Source organism: Ruegeria sp. YTSC106, from assembly GCF_059609765.1.
Window position 1 is genome coordinate 1 of the sequence record NZ_JBXWMI010000033.1, and the last position, 17,358, is coordinate 17,358.

Here is a 17,358-nt window from a genome sequence, read left to right on the forward strand (position 1 = left end):
TTGCAATACTGAACTGAGAAGGAACAATATGCGTGCCAAATTTGTTGGGCTTGTTTCAAGTCTTTATATCATCGGATCTACAATGGCACAGGCTGATGAAAAACTTGCAGAAGACTTCTCCAAGTCTCCGGAGACGCGTTGGGACTACGTTGCCGACACTGTCATGGGCGGAGTTTCTTCAGGGCAGGTGCAGTTTAGTTCGGAAGGTAATGTTGCATTCGCGCGGTTGACCGGAACCGTCAGTACAGAAAACAACGGCGGTTTCATCCAATTCCGACGCAAGTTGCCTGATCGGCCAGATGAGGGTGTATCAGGCGTCAGACTGTTGGTCCGAGGGAACGGCGAGCAATACTTCGTTCACCTCAGAACACGTGGCACAGTGCTTCCATGGCAATACTATCAGGCCGAGTTTCCAACTTCTGAAGAATGGACCAAAATCAGTTTACCCCTGTCAGGCTTCAAGGCTTCAGGTGCCATGTTGCGCGCTATTCCCGTCGCTGACGAAATCACCACAGTTGGGGTCGTAGCGTAGGCCGGGATCTAACCAACTGTTCGTGGCGTTCGACGGCGGCGCGAAGATTGTGACATTTAACTACACGCCCACTTTGCCTGAAGGATCACCGCCGCTTCCCCCGGGCGGAGATTGCATGATGTTTGAGAATTTGGCTTCGTATTCTAGCTAACACCGGTTTTTGCCTAGTCCCGTTCGCTGTCCAAAGCTTCGCGTATGAGCGTCAGATTCGGCAACGAATTGTAAAACGGATCGAGCCCGAGTTGGAACAAAATTGGAACCAGGGCTTCCGAAATCCGCTCCATACAAGCTTCCAAAAACTCTGCGCCTTGCGGCGTGGACCGGACAATTTTTGAACGCTTGTCATTGGGGTTGGCTTCAAGGGTAATCAGAGCATGATTTTCAAGACTGGAGAGCATGTGCGTCATCGACGTCTTGGGCACCTGAAACGCGTTTGAGAGTTGCAGTGGGGTTTCACCTTCGGGCCGCCGTACCAGATGGCCCAAAATTCCAAATTGAGTCGCCGTCATTCGACCAGGTAAGAACGCTTCAAGCTTGGTCGAGATCAACTGATTGATGATCCCGACCTCGGTGAAGAACCGGTAGACTTCGTTGGTCTCATCTTCAGGCTTCATTCAGAATTCGTGTCTCCAGCGGCCAGCGCGGTGTGGCGATTGGCTCGGGTCCATGCCCCAAACGCAGCAACATTTGCACTGTGTGGCCCGGTGACGCAAGAAGCTCATGAGCCAGCGCGTATTCGTTAGCCATCTCAGGATATTCCTGAAGGGCCTGACTGACCGGATGAACGCCCAGGCCCATTTCGGTTGTCTTCAAGTAAAAACGCATCAATTGACGTCCGGCATCGAGTTGATCGCTTCGCGTATTTGTGGCTGTCGTAAGGACTGCGTATTGCGGCGTCGCGTCTAGCATCGCGAAGTAGTCTCGCATGTGTGACAGAGTGCCTGGGTGGTCAACGTTCATCAGGGTCTCATTGTCCAATAGGCCGGTAAGTCGCAGCGTTTCCAGCATGGGATCGCGCAATTCAATCCCGTCCGGGTTGGCGTTGATTTCTGCTTTCCCGATCCGCATCAGGTCGACGGATTCTTTCAGGGTCTGCGGCGTTCGCATTTCGATTTCAAAAGCGCGTTTCGTAAGATCTTGAATACGGGTCACCAAATCTTCGTCGGTAATCAAAGTTGCATAGTCGCCAAGCGTAGCCACTTGATCGGCAGAGAGGCGCTGTTCAGTGTATGGTTCTTTGTTCGAATGCCGTTTGAGGATTTGATCTGATAGTGGATCGGATGCCCCGCCCGGCACAAACACTGCTTCTGCGACGGGTCCGTCATCCCCATCAGGCAGTAACTTGACCTCGGTATCAAACCCCTGTGCACCTGCCGCCAGGACCATAGTCTCAACAAATGCACCGAGGCCAATAAAGAGCTGGCGGTGGTAAGGATCGGTTTCCGGAAGCTCGCGATCAGGATCACGGTGGATGCGCACCTTGTCTTGTCCAGCCAACTCAACCAGCCAAGGTTGCAAGTTGTGCGGATTGGGGGCGAGAATTGCGTAGGATAAAGCGGCTTTACGTGGGTCGTCATACGGTTTTGGCGTCCACGGAGCCAGCGCGTCATGCGGCGTGCGTGTAGCGAGGAACGCAACCGCGCCCGTTGCCGCCAGTATTGTGCCTCCGCCTAGAATCTTGAGAAAACGTCTTCGGTTTGGCATGTTGACTCTCCAGTAGTGCGATATCGGACTAATTTAATACGAATTCGTACTACATCAACCCCAATCGATGCAGTGATTGGCTGAGTGATTTATAAAAAGAAAATCAGAACAGCCGGGCTCAACTGCGGACTGCCTTGGCAGACAATTATTCGGAGCGCTTTTAGTGCCGAAAATAAGCAGTTATTTTAGCCGATTAAGGATTGGAAACGAGAAGATCAGAGGCTGTTGAGCCGATGCTTTTCAAGTATCCCGCAAAGCATAGCCTGCGCTTGCAGCCTGTGTTCTCGATGACGTTCACGGGCAGCATCCGGACGACCTTCACTAATCGCTTGGAAAACAACCCGGTGATCTTCATTGGATTTGACGGGCAGGGGCCTGATGAACAACGTCGTTGCGCGCGCGCGACGTACCTGGTCGCTCATCATGGCAACAATCGCTTCGGCCCGTTTGTTGCCGCCCAACCGAACGAGCTCCTGGTGAAACAACTCGTCGGCCTTGGCCCAGGCTTCAAGGTCTTCGGCTTCGATGGCTTGGTCCATCTTTGCAATTGATCCAGCAAGTACCGCCAGTTCATCTTCTGAATAGCCCGCTTCGGCAGCGCGCTGTGCTGCGAGACTCTCGAGTTCAGTCAGTATGTCGTAAATTTCACGCATATCGTCTGATGAAACAGGCAGTATCCGCACGCCTTTGCGGGGCCGCATTTCCAGCAACCCCTTGCTTTCCAACATAAGCGCAGCTTCCCGTATCGGGGTGCGGGACATGCCAAGGGTCTCGGCGAGTTCCGATTCCAGATGGTCAGTTCCGGCTGCAAGTTCGCCGGACAGGATCATCCGCCGCAAATCTCTTACAGCGCGTTGCGTATTGGAAAGAGTTTTTGCGTCCTGATCCTTCACGGAGTCTCCAGGTTGATCTTTCGTCCCTCCGCAGCCGAGAGATAGATGTTCTCTTCGATGCGGATCACGTCCAAATAGTCTCGAGCCGTGTTTTCCAGCGGCGTGCCCTTTACAAGGCCTGAAACGACGTGACTTTGCAAGGCGTGTACGCAGTCTCCTCCAAACCCATCATGATCGCTCGGAGGTAAAATCTGCTGTCGCTCCTGTTTTCCAAAAGCGCGGAGGTCAACTGAACCGTCGCCGCTAAGAACCAGTGATCCTTCCGTTCCTTCGATGAGAGCTTCGCCCATGGTCTGACGCAGGTTTTCGGCGCTGTGGTCAAGGCACCTGTTCCCATCGAACAGAGCTTTCAAACCTTTGGGGTGGTCAAACAAGATGTAGCCTGCGTCCTCGCCCGCGATTACGGAGTTAACTTGGCGCAAGTCCGCGTAAACAGCACTGGGCGCATCGAACAGAAACCGGAACGTGTCAACCCAGTGAACCGCTGTTTCATGAACAAGGAAACGAGGCATGTCCTGAAAGTACGGCTGCCGGTCAAGGTAGGCGTGTAGACCCTGTCCGTCACCGGGTCGAAGTCGGAAAGTCGCTTGTAGAGGAGTTCCAATTCGACCCTCGGCCATCGCCTCTTTGATTGCTCGATACCAAGGCTGGAAGCGAAAGTTTTCGTGTATAACAATAGTTGCCCCAGCCGCTTCAGCCTCTGAAACAATGATCTCAGCTTCATCCAAAGACATGCAGAAAGGTTTTTGGCAGATCAACCACTTTATCCCAGAGCGCAGTGCCGTCCGGATGGTGTCGGCCTGCGCCACAGGTGGAAGGATGATGTCCACGAGATCTGGCTTTTCCGCCTCCAGCATTTTTGACAGATCATCGTAAGCCGCCAGTCCTGTTTCTTTCGCCTTGTTGATATCACGGTTGCAGGATGCAATCGGAACCGCTCCAGGCATTCGGGACCAGCTTTCGTAGTGGAACCTACTGAAATACCCCGCACCCACACACGCGACCCTGATGGCTTGTTGAGTATTCATGCCCGCAATTCTTCCAATACCGATGAGGCTGCGTCCTGCGTTCCGGCGGTGCCACCTAGGTCACGCGTCAGGTTCTGTCCGTTCGCAGTCACCTTTTCCACGGCTTCACGCAATCGTTCGCCGTCGTTGGACAGGCCTAGGTGATCATGGGTCAAACCTAACCATTCAAGCATCATTGCTGCGGACAGGATCATCGCAAAAGGGTTAGCAATACCCCGTCCCGCAATGTCCGGAGCGGAACCATGGCAGGGTTGGAAAACAGCGTGGTTCAACCCGATATCCGCTGATGGCGCCAGTCCAAGACCGCCCATGAGACCCGCACCAAGGTCGGAGAGGATATCTCCGAACATGTTCTCAGTCACCAAAACATCGAATTCCCAAGGCTTTTGGACCATCCATAGAGCGGTGGCATCAACATAGGCATGGTCAGCTTTCAAATCGGGATGGCGTGCAGCCTCCACGTCAAAGATAGATCTGAAGAATGCAAAGGCCCTGAAAACATTGGCTTTGTCGACACATGTAACCCGTCCTTGGCCGCGACCGGATGCCTTGCGGTTCTTGGCGAGTTCAAACGCGAAACGGAACAGTTTTTCGGATACCTCACGAGTGATCAGCAGAGTTTCACGTGCTTCGTGTTCGGAAACTTCGCCAGCGCCTTGGGTGAAGAACAGTCCTTCTGTGCTTTCGCGTATCAAGACAAAGTCGATCTCTTTTCCGGGAGGCAGCGCCAAAGGTGTCATTTGTCCGCTGCTTACTTTTACAGGACGCACACCAGCAAAAAGTCCCAGTTGCTTTCGCAGATCAATTTGCGGTGAAATCTCGGTTCCGTCAGGATATCGAACATCTGGCAAGCCCATTGCAGACAGCAGAATTGCGTCCGCATTGCGTGCAGTTTCAAGTGATCCAGCCGGAAATGATTCTCCAGTTTTGGCGTAGTGGCCTGCGCCAGCTGGTGCGTCTGTAAACGCCAGATCGTAGGTTGGATTGCTTAGCGAGAGTTGGTGCAGAATTTCAAGCGTAGGGGCCATAATTTCCGGGCCGATCCCGTCCCCGTGGAACACCGCAACATCGTAAATCATTTTCATTTTGGCCCGCTTCCTTCCCGTTTCGCATTCATAGCGCGATAGCAGCTTTCACTACAGTCCGTTGACAATGCATTCTTTAATGTATACGCAATAAAATGCAATAATAAACGCAAAGTTGTTTGGGAGGACTTGAAAATGAAACTAAAGCTAGGGCGGTTGGCCGCCGCAGCCGTGATGGCGACCGGGATTGCAGGGGCAGCTGCTGCGCAGGATTACCCCTATCGTGACATCACCACAGCTGTGGTCTGGGGGGCCGGTGGCGGCACGGACACGATCAACCGAATGATCATGGCCGAGATGGAAAAACACCTTCCGGTCTCGATCAATGTGATCAATCAAACTGGTGGCGTCGCAGGTTCCAATGGCATGGTCTACGTCATGAACCAACCAGACGATGGCTATACATTGGTTGGTTTGTCAGAGTCTAACGTTACCGCCGCTGTGCAGGGTGGTTGGGATAAGAAATTTGATTTTTGGTATCCGTTCATTGTTGGTGGATCACCTGATCTGATCTCGGTCCCGGCGGACAGCCCTTACAATACGCTGGAAGAACTGGTCGACGCTGCGAAAGCAGCTCCTGGCACTATTCCGGCAGCGGCTTCCGGCGCAGGGTCTATCCACCACTTGAACCTTCTCGCCATCGAAAAAGGGTCCGGGGCGGAATTCAAGTTTGTTCCATACAAAGGCTCGGCGCCAGGGCAGGAAGCAGCGATAGCGGGCGAGGTCGCATTGGTCGTAACCTCTCTGGCTGAGCAGGCGCCTTTGATCGAGGGCGGTCAGTTGAAACCGCTCGCGATGCTGACGCCCGAGGACGCGCAAATCGCAGGAGCTACGGTGCCATCTGCCTTTGGCATCTATGACGGTCTCGATCAGTATCTTCCACTCAAACAGGCCATCGGTTTTGCAGTTCACAGCTCAGCTGGTGACGACGTAAAGGCCGCGCTTGGCGATGCCTTTGAGCAGGCGATTGCGTCTGAAACTGTCGCTGAATGGGCTGCGGCAAACAATTACGACGTCGGTGGTCAGCACGGTGAAGCGGCTCAAGAACTGTTTGCGAACCTCGAGGCTACTTTTGCCTATACCTTGCAGGACCTTGGCGCTGCCACCGTCGATCCGGCCTCGCTGGGTATCGAGAAGCCCTAATCCGATCACTTTTGAAAGGGCGCGCCTGATTGCGCCCTTTCCCTCAGGAGGCAGGCAATGGACAAACCTGACGAAACACTGGTCATGCGGTCGCGCGATTTCTGGGCATCGATTGGTCTGATAGCAATTTCCACCTTTTTCCTTTGGAAGACGTCGGACATCCCGCTTTGGGGTGAAAACCGCGCAGGTGTAAGTGGATCTGATTGGTACAACTCGGCTGCAATTGTACCGCTGTTCATCTTCGGTGGATTGCTTGGCTTGTCCTTCGTCTTGCTGGCTATTTCGATCCGTTCAGGTGGAGCCCAAAACGCGCTCAGTGCTTTGGGGATCGGATGGGATAAGTCGGAAGCCTATCGAGCATCAACAATCGGCCTGATCCTTTTTGCATATGTCGTCGGACTGGTTCCCAGAGTGGACTTCATTCTGTGTTCTGGGTTGCTGATTACAGCTTTGACTTACGGCTACTACGGAGGTCATGCGCTGCGTGCTTTGGTGGCCTGTGTCGCAGTTGTCGTCGCCGGTTTGTTTGCGTTCGCCGTGTTTCCTGCTCAGGCGGATTGGAATGCACACGGTGATGATTGGTTCACACTGGCCTTGTGGGTCGCGTTAACACTAGTGGTGTTGACCAAAGCGGCTTCCGAACGCGTTTTGCGGTTCGTTCCATTGGTGGCAATACTTGCCCCTCTCATCCTCGTTTGTGCGATGGCATTCGTCTTCCGCCAAAACGTACCTGCGCGCGGTGGGCTGATCTTCAAGCAAATCGAATACCACTACTACGTGACGCTTCGTCCGCTATGGAAAGACTGACCGGATGGACTTTATCCTTTCGCAACTGGCTGGATTTGGGACTGCATTCGTGGGTCTGGCAGTGGACCCGCTGACCTATCTGTATTTGATCGCATCCGTATTCCTGGGCATCACATTCGGCGCATTGCCGGGCCTAACAGCAACCCTGGCAGTGACGATCCTGACGGGTTTCTTCGGCAACAAAATCCCGCTGGACTATTCGCTCATCGCTTTGCTCGGGGCCTATGTCGGCGCGATTTACGGCGGCTCCTACCCATCTATTCTGCTGAACATACCTGGCACAGCAGCCAGCGCCGCGACGGCCATGGATGGCTACCCTCTGGCCAAAGCAGGTCGAGGCGGCGAAGCCCTAGGGCTGACCACAACGGCCAGTTTCATTGGCACAGTTATCGGGACCATCACGCTTTTGATATTTGTCTGGGCACTGCTTTTGGTTTCAAAAAACATCGCAAGCCCGGAGAAAGCACTGCTGGCCCTCTTCGGCATTCTGCTTTCTGGCACTTTGATGAGCGAAGATTTGGTGATTAAGGGATGGATCGCCGGTTTGATCGGGCTCGCGATGTCCATGGTGGGTCTCGACCCTCTGTTGTCCGAGCCGCGCTATACCTTCGGCTGGTCTTACCTGATGAGCGGATTTCAGGTCGTGCCAGTTTTAATGGGGGCCTTTGCCATTCCCCAAATCATCGACGGTTTAAGGCACGTTGAGGCTGGGAAAGTTCTGGCCCTTAAAGGCCGTATTCTTCCAAACCTTCGCTCTATTCGACGTTACTTGCCGACCATTGGCCGTTCAGGAGTGATCGGGACCGGGGTAGGAGCGCTTCCCGGCGTGGGCGAAGATGTCGCCGGTTGGGTCAGTTACGGTGTCGGCAAGACCGTATCTGCCGAGGGCGACAAGTTTGGAAAAGGCTCTTTGGAAGGTCTGCTGTGCTCAGAGACCGCAAACAACGCCTGTATTGGTGGCGCACTAATCCCGCTTTTGGTGTTGGGTATTCCCGGTTCACCACCCGCCGCGGCTTTGATGGGGGCCTTCAAGATCAACAACGTGATCCCGGGCCCCACGATAGACCCCGAGATCATTCTGCGTGTGGTTGCAATCCTGGTGCTGGCATCCCTGACAATGTTCTTGATGGGCCTGTTCACTGCTCGGGTTTTTATCAAGATACTCGCCATACCGCAGACCATCTTCTTGCCAGTCGTGATGGTTCTGACAACAATCGGGTCTTTCAGCGTCGGTGGTGGCATCAATGATCTCTACCTGATGCTTGGTGTCGGCGCCGTCGCCTATTTTATGAACCTGATGAAGTACCCAATCGCGCCGTTGGTTATTGGAGTTATTTTAGGCAGCTTGTTTGATGAAACCTTCCGCCGGTCGCTGTTCTTGTCGGATGGGGATCTTTCGGTCTTCTTTTCGCGGCCCGGTGCGGCCATTCTGATGGTGCTCAACATTGGTTTGATCCTCAGCCAATTGCCTGTCGCAAAGCGCGCTTTCTCGCGTCTGAAAGGACTTTCCGTCTGATGTTTGTGGTTACTGTCACCTTCACTCTCATGCCCGGTACGATAGACACCTTTTTGCCGCTGATGGTCGAAAACGCTTCAACCTCTTTACGTGAAGAATTCGGATGCCAGCAGTTTGACGTTTGCCTCGGCGACGATCCCGAGACGGTGTTCCTCTATGAGGTATACGATGACGCTGCCGCGTTTGGCGCTCACCTCGAAAGCGCGCATTTCAAGACTTTCGATGCGGCGGTTGCTGATGTGATAAAAGCCAAAGCTATTCACCAGTATACCGAGGTCATCCGATGAACAATTGGGAGATTCACGCCGTCAAGTATGCGGATCGCAATGCCCGCACTCGACGCGACAGCTTCATCTTGGATGACAATCACGACGCACCTCACGCGATGGACTATTTCGTTTGGGTATTGAAGCGCGGCAACGAAGTCATTCTGGTCGATACTGGTTACGATTCCGAAGAGGCAGCCGCCCGTGGTCGTCCAGTTGCGATGGACCCACGTGAGGCTCTGCGCCCCTTGGACATCACGCCGGAAGCGGTGACAAACATCATCGTGACCCATCTTCACTATGACCACGCAGGGGGGCTGCATATGTTCCCGAACGCCAAGTTGCATATTCAATCGGCGGAAATGGCCTTCGCCACAGGTCCCTGCATGTGCCATGACCACCTGCGTGCGCCTTTCACGGCCGGCCATATTTGCGAGGTCGTAAAGCGTCTCTATTCAGGCAAGGTCGTGTTCTACGATGGAGAAGCCGAGATAGCAGATGGGGTGACCGTGCACTGTATCGGCGGGCATTCGCGTGGGTTGCAATGTGTTCGTGTAAGAACAGCAGCCGGGTGGATGGTTCTGGCCTCGGATGCCTCGCATTACTACGAGAATTTCATGGAGCGCAAAGCCTTTCCCATCGTCGTCGACCTGCAGGACATGATGGATGGTTTCGAGACACTCGAGAGGTTGTCCTCGCATCCTCGACTTATCGTGCCCGGCCATGATCCACTTGTGCGTGAGGTTTTTCCCGTCGGTGCGGCGCCGCATATCCATAGGTTGGATCCTGGGCCAAACAGGGACATCGAACTATGAAAATCGGTGTCATAGCCGATGACTTTACCGGTGCGAGTGATATCGCGAACACCTTAGCGAAGGGCGTAGAGCCGGAAGGTGGGTTACGAACGGCTCAATTTCCAGGTATTCCGACGACTCCGGTTGAGAAGGAGATCGAAGCGGGTGTAATCTCGCTCAAAAGCCGCACAGCACCTATCGAGGAAGCTGTAGCGGACAGCCTGCGGGCTCTGCGGTGGCTCGCGGACCAAGGATGCCGCCAGTTCATCTTCAAATATTGCTCGACCTTCGATTCCACGGCAGAAGGGAATATCGGCCCCGTTGCGGAAGCACTGGCCCAAGAACTGGGTGCGCAAAAGGTGGTTTTCTGCCCGGCCTTTCCGACAACGGGGCGTACTATCTATTACGGTCATCTCTTTGTGCTCGGTAAGCTGTTGCACGAGTCCGGGATGGAAAATCACCCTCTTACACCGATGACGGATGCCAACATCCGGCGATGGTTGCAGTATCAGACTGAAGAAGCGGTTGGGTTGGTGCCAATTGACACTGTGAAGCAAGGTTCAGAGGCAATTGCTGCTGCTTTGCGGAACGTCGACGAACGCTTTGTGATCGGTGATGCGATTTCGGACGAGGATTTGTTGGCTTGGGGCGAAGCTCTAAAGGATGCCAAGCTCATTACAGGGGGATCCGGGATAGCGCTGGGGCTACCCAGAAACTTCTTAAGAGAGGCTTCATCAAAAAGTACTGGCAGTTTGTTCACCGGTGCTGCAGGGCCTGCCGCGATCCTTGCGGGTTCTTGTTCAGGTGCGACCCGCGGGCAGATTGAAATTCACGCGAAGTCCCATCCGACTTTCGCAATTGATGTTCCAGGCGTCATGTCGGGGGATGTTACCGCGCAAACGCTTCTGGATTTCTTTGAAGCGCATCCGGGTCAGGCGCCGCTCGCGTATTCATCGGGAAGCCCGGATGATGTGCGAGCGATCCAAAATCAATTTGGTCAGGAAGCTGTAGCAAACAGGCTGGATAATCTCTTTGCAGAAACTGCACGGGAACTTGTCCAAACGGGTTATAAGCGCCTTGTCGTGGCCGGAGGGGAGACGTCGGGAGCTGTTGCCAAGGCCGTCTCTGAGGCACTGGGGTCACCGGCTATGTCAATCGGGCCAGAGATTGACCCGGGCGTGCCAGTCCTGAGCGTTGGGAAAACAGAACCCATTGCAATGGCTCTAAAGTCCGGGAACTTTGGCGCTCAGGATTTCTTCGCTAAAGCGCTCAGAATGATGGAGGCAGGCAGATGAGTTCTGAAGAAATGGCGCTGCGGCAGCAGATGTCGGAGCTGTGCGCCTCGCTGTTTACGCGTGGCTTTTCCGTTGGCACTGCGGGCAATGTCTCTGCGCGTTTACCGGACGGGATTCTCATGACGCCAACGAATTCGACTTTGGGCAATGTTGACCCCGAGCGAATTGCCAAGATTGATTTGGATGGCAACCACGTCTCCGGAGACAAGCCGACCAAGGAGGTCTTTCTGCACCAAGCCTTCTATGAGACGCGGCCGGAAGCTGGTGCAGTGGTGCATCTGCATTCGACCTGGGCGACCGCACTGTCGTGTCTGGAAGACACCGATCCCAATGACTGTATTCCGCCGCTTACACCATACGTGGTCATGCGCGTAGGCACGGTTAAACTGGTTCCATACGTTAAGCCGGGTGATCCAAAATCCGGTGATTTGATCCGCGAACTGGGCGGCAAGTATAGTGCTGTTCTGCTGGCTAATCACGGTCCCGTCGTATCAGGAAAGGATCTCTTTTCAGCGGTCTGTGCAGCGGAAGAGTTGGAAGAAACAGCCAAGCTGCTCGTGGCATTGCGGGGTATGCCAATCCGGATGTTGGATGCAGAACAAGTCGCAGAACTCAAACAGACTTTCGGAAGGATGTAGTTGGACACCGATAGGGACAGTGTGCAAACTTTTTGGCAAATCGTGCAAATTTATGCGCAAATACCACGCAAAGTTATGGGCAAGTTCACCTGAATTTAATGAATGAAATCAATAGCAGGAATGCAGCGCTATGAGCGCGCCTACATCAGGTGTATCATCCTAAGCCACCGCGACGCAGCAACGGCGCTAAACGTCCACCGCAACACGGTTGGCCCTTGGTTTCGGGAACTGGTGGAACGCGGGTTCATAAGCATGACCCAAGCACCCCACCTTGGCCCGTCCGGTATCGGCAAAGCGTCGGTCTGGGCGCTGGGCGAAGTGCCGACACGCGACGGGAAACAGGTAACAAAGCGGTTTATGTCTTGGCGGGAAAAACAAAAGCCCCGCACAAAAAACAGGACACACCGTCACAATGGCTGTGCCAGTGAGGCAGTGATTGATCCTGTTTGAATTGGAGACGTCCTAACTATTGTGACGCCAAACTGGAAATTGATCCGAACGGCGTCACAAGAAACAGGACACATATACATTTAGCCATGGGGCTCGGCACCGCGGCAACGTCAGCTTTGAAGCCCCTCTGACTACTTATTGCGGAGAACTGGACGTTGGTTTGAACAGGACCAGGGTCCGAGTAGCGGACGAAGCGCCAACTCGCTGCACATCCTCCAATGACCGCTTTGAATACGTCAAGGTTCGAGAATAGAGTTGCCGCACTATGGACATTCTTTTTTGATCAACGTCAGGTGATGGAATATCGCACGAAACGAAACTGGAAGTCAGAGTTCCGCGAAGGCCTGAAGTGGCACTTGAAAGACTTCATACTAATGGCAGCCTTCGTCATAGGCTGCGCAGCCGTAGGTGCCGCGCTGGGCGGGGCGATATGCGCATTCTTTGGGCTCCCCTTGTTCATTGGCATAGTTGCCGGCGCATTTGTATTTGAATTTTTCAGCTTCAGTTTTTGGCTTCTACGGCGCCGCCGATAAGAGGCAAACCAAACTCTCCGAAACCGACTTTCAAGAACGCTGCAGCATCCGGGGCTTTGGGCTCGGTGCAGACGTTCGCTGCAGTACATCTGAACGACTGCTATGCGGACTTTGCGGAAATTTATGGCGGGTGTCTCGGCTGTTGTTTCCGACTCAAGCCGGACATTCGATACGCGCCGGAAGTACTGCGGCTGCATCTCACTTTGCCGACGTTCACTGCAACGGCAAATCATGTCGATGACTTGCAAATTCTGACCTGCTCTTTTTGTTCCTACGGCTGCAAGCTAGCTCCGTTTCAACTTTACACTTCTTTCGACCGTTGATGATACTATCGTATGGCGAGCGTATCAATGTGATCCGGCGGATCTGGCGCGAAAGCATCCCGACAATCTTAGGGCCGTGCAAGTCAAAAGCCGTTGAAGCCACGTTTTCCTGTTACAGTGTTCAGAACGCTCACATTGTGTTACTGTTTTAACATTTCAAACGCCGCTACTTTTTCTAATGTCGACAGGATACCCACATTGACAGTTACAACTTTCGACTGGCCGCCCGAGGCGTATCAAACGGATTTATGGCCCCCAAACTGGCTGCGCGAAGAAGAAGAGTATCCGGGGTCAGGACGTCCATCGCGACTGATTGCGCACAACAACGTGCCTTACATCGCGGTTGTCAGCGATGACGAAGACTTGGAAGCTGCGCTAAAAACGGTCGCAGCTCGATATGTCGAAGCAATTCGCGCTCTGCTGGATCCTGAGGACGTGAAGTGGAAACCACGTTACCCTGCGGAGGATGAAGATTTCGAGGTCGCTCCCTTGATGCCGGACAGCTGGCATGAAGCGCTTGGTCCGGCGCCCCCCGCTCCCGAGCCTGGTCTTATTCGCTGGCTCGACGTCTGGCCTGACATTGGCTCAACAGCCGATGCCGATCCGCCGACGCTTGCATCGTGGAACCTGTCGCGACAAGCGGGTGGCGGACTACCAGCCCTCGTGATCATGACGGCCGCCGAAACCTATTCGGAGGCAGACAAGGTGGCGTCTTACTCTTTCGGAGTGCGCGTTCCGATGTCGGTGAAACGCCAGCCCGATGGCGATATCCGCGTCATTGTCCGCTCTGTCACCGTTGAACGCCCTGCGGAAGGCTATACCAGCGCGAGCGAACTTTTGATGAATGGCATTGCTGACGAAAAAGCTTTCATTAAAGCACTTTTGTCTCGTGATGACGTCGGCTCGTTTCAGTCGATCTTAGGTGAGCTCACGGCGCGCAGTGCCCAAGATGCGTTTGTTGACCAAAATACAATGAACGCGGAACAACTTCTCTTGCCCAAATCTACAGACGGGACAGGCGAGACCGAGGTATTTCGATTTGGCTTGTCTTCGAAAGCCATGTCAGCCTCTCAGAGCCCGCCACTGTACAATGTGCGGCCAGGCTACCCAATGCCTCAAAGCTATCAAATCGTTTCCGATTTTGAGATTTCTGTGCCTTTCAGAACTGAAGACATCCGGCTGTCTACTGAGGTGCACCCGCTCGTGACGCATGCTGCGGCCCCGGGGGAAGCGGAGGTTTTCGTGAAAACACCGCCGGGTTGGATTCAGGCGGGTGCTCAGCGATACAATTACACGCTGCGACTCCCCACGCGAGAAGACATGGCCCTTGAGGCGTACCGTGTCGCCCGCAACATCGGGCCTGCAGCGGGCAAGGCACTGACCGATGACGGCTTTGAAGTCCGCCGCTGCCCGGACTACGTGATTGCAGATAAAATGGCCGGCCCCGGCGTAAAAACCGTTCCTCTCCCGGGCGGAGAGGACCCCGCGCCGCGCCGCAACGACTTTTCGGCAATCATGGCCTATTGCCACAGTCTCGATTTCTTTCACTTTATGGAAGCAGTCGGGTTGCCGCCGGCGCTTTACGCAGTGCGGGCACAAAAGAAGGTCGAGATTTTCTATCGATTCGGAATTTTCCCGGGCCCGGGAAGGGACGGTCGAACGATCAATGCGCAGGTTGCATTCGATTGTGCGGAGGCCACGCAAGGTATTCAGCCAAAAGTACAAATCCGGCTGGCCTTGGCCAATCTCAACCGCTGGTCGCGGCCAGAGAACCCTGACGCCACAGGGTCGACACATCCGGACGAACGTTTTCTGCCGCCTGAGCCTCTTGGAATTGCATCCAGTGGGCGTTGGATGCTGCATGAAATGGGGCACTATCTGATTGCAGCGCGTCTCGGCAAGCTCGAGTTCGATTTCGCGCACAGCGCGGGAGATGCGCTGGCGGCGGTTTGGTATGACCCCTTTTCGCGGCTGAGTGATCCGACAGACGGCCTCGGCTCACGGTTTCGGGGCATCACATACCCCTTTGTTTTCACGGCCCGAAGGCATGACCGGTCCCCGCTGCTGGGTTGGGCGTGGTACGGAACCCTGAATAGATCTGTGATTGCCGCCCCGCCGACCGGCTGTGAGACTCTCAAAGGGTATCTGACCGAACAGATCCTTTCCTCCAGTATTTTCCGGCTTTACCGCGCGCTTGGTGGCGACACTGTTCACGGAGAAGAACCGGACCGCTACACCCGGTATCGGGCTTCCTTCATGACGCTTTGCCTTCTGGTGCGTGCGACAGCATCCTTTGCGCAATCTCCATCGAAAGCAGAGATGCTCGAACTTGCGATGGAAGACGTGAGCCTGTTGATGAGCGCCGCCCTGGACGTTCCAGAACCGGCGCCGGGCACACTCGATACCACATTCGCGTCGGCACTCGGAGATTCTTGGTCGGGCGGGGTCTCGCATAAAGTCGTGCGGTGGGCATTTGAAGCGCAAGGTATGTTCGTTGAAGATGTCGAGCAAACCGCAAACGGTTCAGGTCGGCCTGCACCCGTTGATATCTATCTGCAGGACGGCAGACCAGAGCAAGACAACCTGCTCGGTGGCACCTTGCATTACGGGCCGGGCACCTATGCACCCGTGTCTCTCGACTGGACCGGAGACCGTGCATGGATGGTCGACCCCCAAAGCGGCTTTGTTCTGGGAAACCGAGGTCGCGAGCCTTCCGGTGAAGTGCGCTTGAGAATGTGGCTTGGCATCGTGACCGGCGACATGACAGCGCCACATTGGGATCTCGCGAACAACATCACCTGGACGATCAGTGTCCCACTTCCTCCCATTCCGAACCTGGAGACAGGAACAACTGAAGAGATTCAGATTCCGGATGAAGTCACCGAAGCGATGGAAGCAGGCGTTGCCGATGCGAGATTCGTCATCCTGCTTGAGAGCAGTTGTAATGACGATTTGGCCAACTCGGATCCGCAAGCATTACTGGCTTCTGAAATCCCAGATCAAGCAACGCCACCAACGAAGCCACGCGCGCTAACCGATCTGGTGGCGGCTGACAACAACCTCGGTCTGATGCTGTTACAGCTTTCCTGAGGCTTTAGGGGGCCACAGGCGTAAACCACGAATCTGGCCATTCGCTCGTTGCATGTGAAATAATCGTATCCAGTGTCGGGCAATCAATCCGGACAGGATCTCCGACCGGTTTCATGAGGAGTTCCCAGATTGCTGCTGCCAAGTGGCGGCTGGCGTAGCTGTCAGAGGGATAATGCACCCCGATCCGCTCGCGGTTGACAGCGATGCGTTGCGCGATCGTGAAGATCGGTGAATTGATCTGCTTCCGTCCTGTCAGATCGTCCCTCACTGGTTTGCGCAATACGTGACCATCTCCCTTGTTTGTGTCGTCAGGCTGGACACCATACCGCGCTGCGATGCCGGGAATTTCGCAAAGAAGCAATGATATGAAGTGCGCAAGAAAGGAATGGCCACTGGGAAACGCCGGATGCGCGGGCGGACCGAAAGGAACAGTCAGGCCGGGACGCAGGATCGATGGACGCACCCGTTTGTAATGCGCTTTGTAGGACATGTAGGCCACATTCCCCATTGCGAGGCCTATATCGATCAGTTGCAACGTATAGGGATGATCAAAAGAATTGATACCAAGGAAATGAACCAGATAGTCGGGTAACCCATCCGCCTGAATATCTGACTCCACAAGGTAGCTTTGCCGGTCATCCTCCATGTAGTGCTTTAACGTTTCCAATTCGCCTTTTATGATCGAAAAGGCTGCGTCTTTTTGCGCCTGTGAACTCCCCGCTGGTCGCCATGTCAAATCATCCGGTTCCAACCAACCAGCTCCACCAAAACCCGGTTCCGGATCGAACCCGACAAGAGGGTTCCACTTGTCAGCCTCCCCTGCGAACTCGAGTGCGGCAAGCGTGCCTGGTTCGGATCGATCTGCCGCCCGCAACCATTCCGTCAGGTGCTTGTTGAACGGCAACGTCCAGAACCGCAGAGCGGGGTCCCAGTCTTGTGTTGTCCATTCCAGCAGGGGTTTACCTGGCTGATAAGGACTGATGATGTAGTCCAGCGGAAACGAGGGATTGCCCGCATTGTCGGGGGTAAAGTTGAGCGCCCATGGCAATAACGCAAGTTCGATAGGGGTTGCGTAGTAGCTGCGGATAAAACCGATGCCCCCATCTGCGCCGACCGGGATTTCACCCACATCGGAATCGCTTCCCATACCCATGCCGGTTCCCATACCCATGCCCATGCCGGTTCCCATACCCATGCCTCGGCCCATGCCCATACCCATGCCTCGGCCCATGCCCATACCCATGCCTCGGCCCATGCCCAT

General features: G+C 54.6%; 16 protein-coding genes. 10 read left to right on the forward strand and 6 right to left on the reverse strand.

The features are described 5' to 3' along the window. The coding region (locus tag AC2FEB_RS22775; RefSeq protein WP_496884401.1) for a CIA30 family protein at nt 1-532 on the forward strand (532 nt) is incomplete at its 5' end. Nucleotides 533-696: 164 nt separating this feature from the next. Here the strand turns inward: AC2FEB_RS22775 and AC2FEB_RS22780 are convergent. The 5 genes from AC2FEB_RS22780 to AC2FEB_RS22800 form a co-directional block, all read right to left on the reverse strand. After that, entirely contained in the window at nt 697-1,146 is a 450-nt protein-coding gene (locus AC2FEB_RS22780) for a MarR family winged helix-turn-helix transcriptional regulator (RefSeq protein WP_496677130.1), read from the reverse strand. Further along, nucleotides 1,136-2,236, reverse strand: coding sequence for an Acg family FMN-binding oxidoreductase (locus AC2FEB_RS22785; protein WP_496884402.1), 1,101 nt, complete (start codon nt 2,234-2,236; stop codon nt 1,136-1,138). The genes AC2FEB_RS22780 and AC2FEB_RS22785 overlap by 11 nt, the downstream gene beginning before the upstream one ends. Before the next feature lie 215 nt (nt 2,237-2,451). Then, nucleotides 2,452-3,129: a GntR family transcriptional regulator gene (locus AC2FEB_RS22790; RefSeq protein ID WP_254683736.1), complete on the reverse strand. Its 678-nt coding sequence runs from the start codon at nt 3,127-3,129 to the stop codon at nt 2,452-2,454. Next, complete coding sequence (locus tag AC2FEB_RS22795; RefSeq protein ID WP_496677124.1) at nt 3,126-4,157, reverse strand: Gfo/Idh/MocA family protein; 1,032 nt, start codon at nt 4,155-4,157, stop codon at nt 3,126-3,128. Before AC2FEB_RS22795 ends, AC2FEB_RS22790 begins: the two co-directional genes overlap by 4 nt. Beyond that, nucleotides 4,154-5,242 (reverse strand): isocitrate/isopropylmalate dehydrogenase family protein, encoded by a 1,089-nt coding sequence (locus AC2FEB_RS22800; protein ID WP_496884403.1) that lies wholly within the window; start codon nt 5,240-5,242, stop codon nt 4,154-4,156. The genes AC2FEB_RS22795 and AC2FEB_RS22800 overlap by 4 nt, the downstream gene beginning before the upstream one ends. Nucleotides 5,243-5,377: 135 nt before the next feature. Between AC2FEB_RS22800 and AC2FEB_RS22805 the strand changes: the two genes are divergently transcribed. The 9 genes from AC2FEB_RS22805 to AC2FEB_RS22845 all read left to right on the forward strand — a co-directional run bounded on the left by AC2FEB_RS22805 (nt 5,378) and on the right by AC2FEB_RS22845 (nt 16,097). Next, complete coding sequence (locus tag AC2FEB_RS22805) at nt 5,378-6,385, forward strand: Bug family tripartite tricarboxylate transporter substrate binding protein (RefSeq protein WP_496677119.1); 1,008 nt, start codon at nt 5,378-5,380, stop codon at nt 6,383-6,385. 57 nt (nt 6,386-6,442) lie between these two features. Next, the gene (locus tag AC2FEB_RS22810; protein ID WP_496677116.1) at nt 6,443-7,192 is read left to right on the forward strand and encodes a hypothetical protein; all 750 of its coding nucleotides are present in this window, start codon (nt 6,443-6,445) and stop codon (nt 7,190-7,192) included. Nucleotides 7,193-7,196: 4 nt separating this feature from the next. Then, entirely contained in the window at nt 7,197-8,708 is a 1,512-nt protein-coding gene (locus AC2FEB_RS22815; protein ID WP_496677114.1) for a tripartite tricarboxylate transporter permease, read from the forward strand. Beyond that, on the forward strand, nt 8,708-8,995 hold the full coding sequence (locus AC2FEB_RS22820) for a putative quinol monooxygenase (protein ID WP_496677111.1): 288 nt from the start codon (nt 8,708-8,710) through the stop codon (nt 8,993-8,995). Before AC2FEB_RS22815 ends, AC2FEB_RS22820 begins: the two co-directional genes overlap by 1 nt. After that, nucleotides 8,992-9,789 carry an N-acyl homoserine lactonase family protein gene (locus tag AC2FEB_RS22825; protein ID WP_496677108.1) on the forward strand — a complete coding sequence of 266 codons (798 nt, stop codon included), beginning with the start codon at nt 8,992-8,994 and terminating at the stop codon, nt 9,787-9,789. The genes AC2FEB_RS22820 and AC2FEB_RS22825 overlap by 4 nt, the downstream gene beginning before the upstream one ends. Continuing rightward, a complete protein-coding gene (gene otnK, locus AC2FEB_RS22830) occupies nt 9,786-11,063 on the forward strand; it encodes a 3-oxo-tetronate kinase (RefSeq protein ID WP_496677106.1) in 1,278 nt (425 codons plus the stop codon). Before AC2FEB_RS22825 ends, otnK begins: the two co-directional genes overlap by 4 nt. Continuing rightward, nucleotides 11,060-11,701: a 3-oxo-tetronate 4-phosphate decarboxylase gene (otnC, locus tag AC2FEB_RS22835; RefSeq protein ID WP_496677103.1), complete on the forward strand. Its 642-nt coding sequence runs from the start codon at nt 11,060-11,062 to the stop codon at nt 11,699-11,701. The genes otnK and otnC overlap by 4 nt, the downstream gene beginning before the upstream one ends. A 102-nt stretch (nt 11,702-11,803) precedes the next feature. After that, nucleotides 11,804-12,151 carry a helix-turn-helix domain-containing protein gene (locus AC2FEB_RS22840; RefSeq protein WP_496677101.1) on the forward strand — a complete coding sequence of 116 codons (348 nt, stop codon included), beginning with the start codon at nt 11,804-11,806 and terminating at the stop codon, nt 12,149-12,151. 1,054 nt (nt 12,152-13,205) lie between these two features. Further along, the gene (locus AC2FEB_RS22845) at nt 13,206-16,097 is read left to right on the forward strand and encodes a hypothetical protein (protein ID WP_496677099.1); all 2,892 of its coding nucleotides are present in this window, start codon (nt 13,206-13,208) and stop codon (nt 16,095-16,097) included. A 4-nt stretch (nt 16,098-16,101) separates the two neighbouring features. Here the strand turns inward: AC2FEB_RS22845 and AC2FEB_RS22850 are convergent. Then, on the reverse strand, nt 16,102-17,358 hold a 1,257-nt coding region (locus AC2FEB_RS22850; RefSeq protein WP_496884404.1), incomplete at its 5' end, for a phosphatase PAP2 family protein.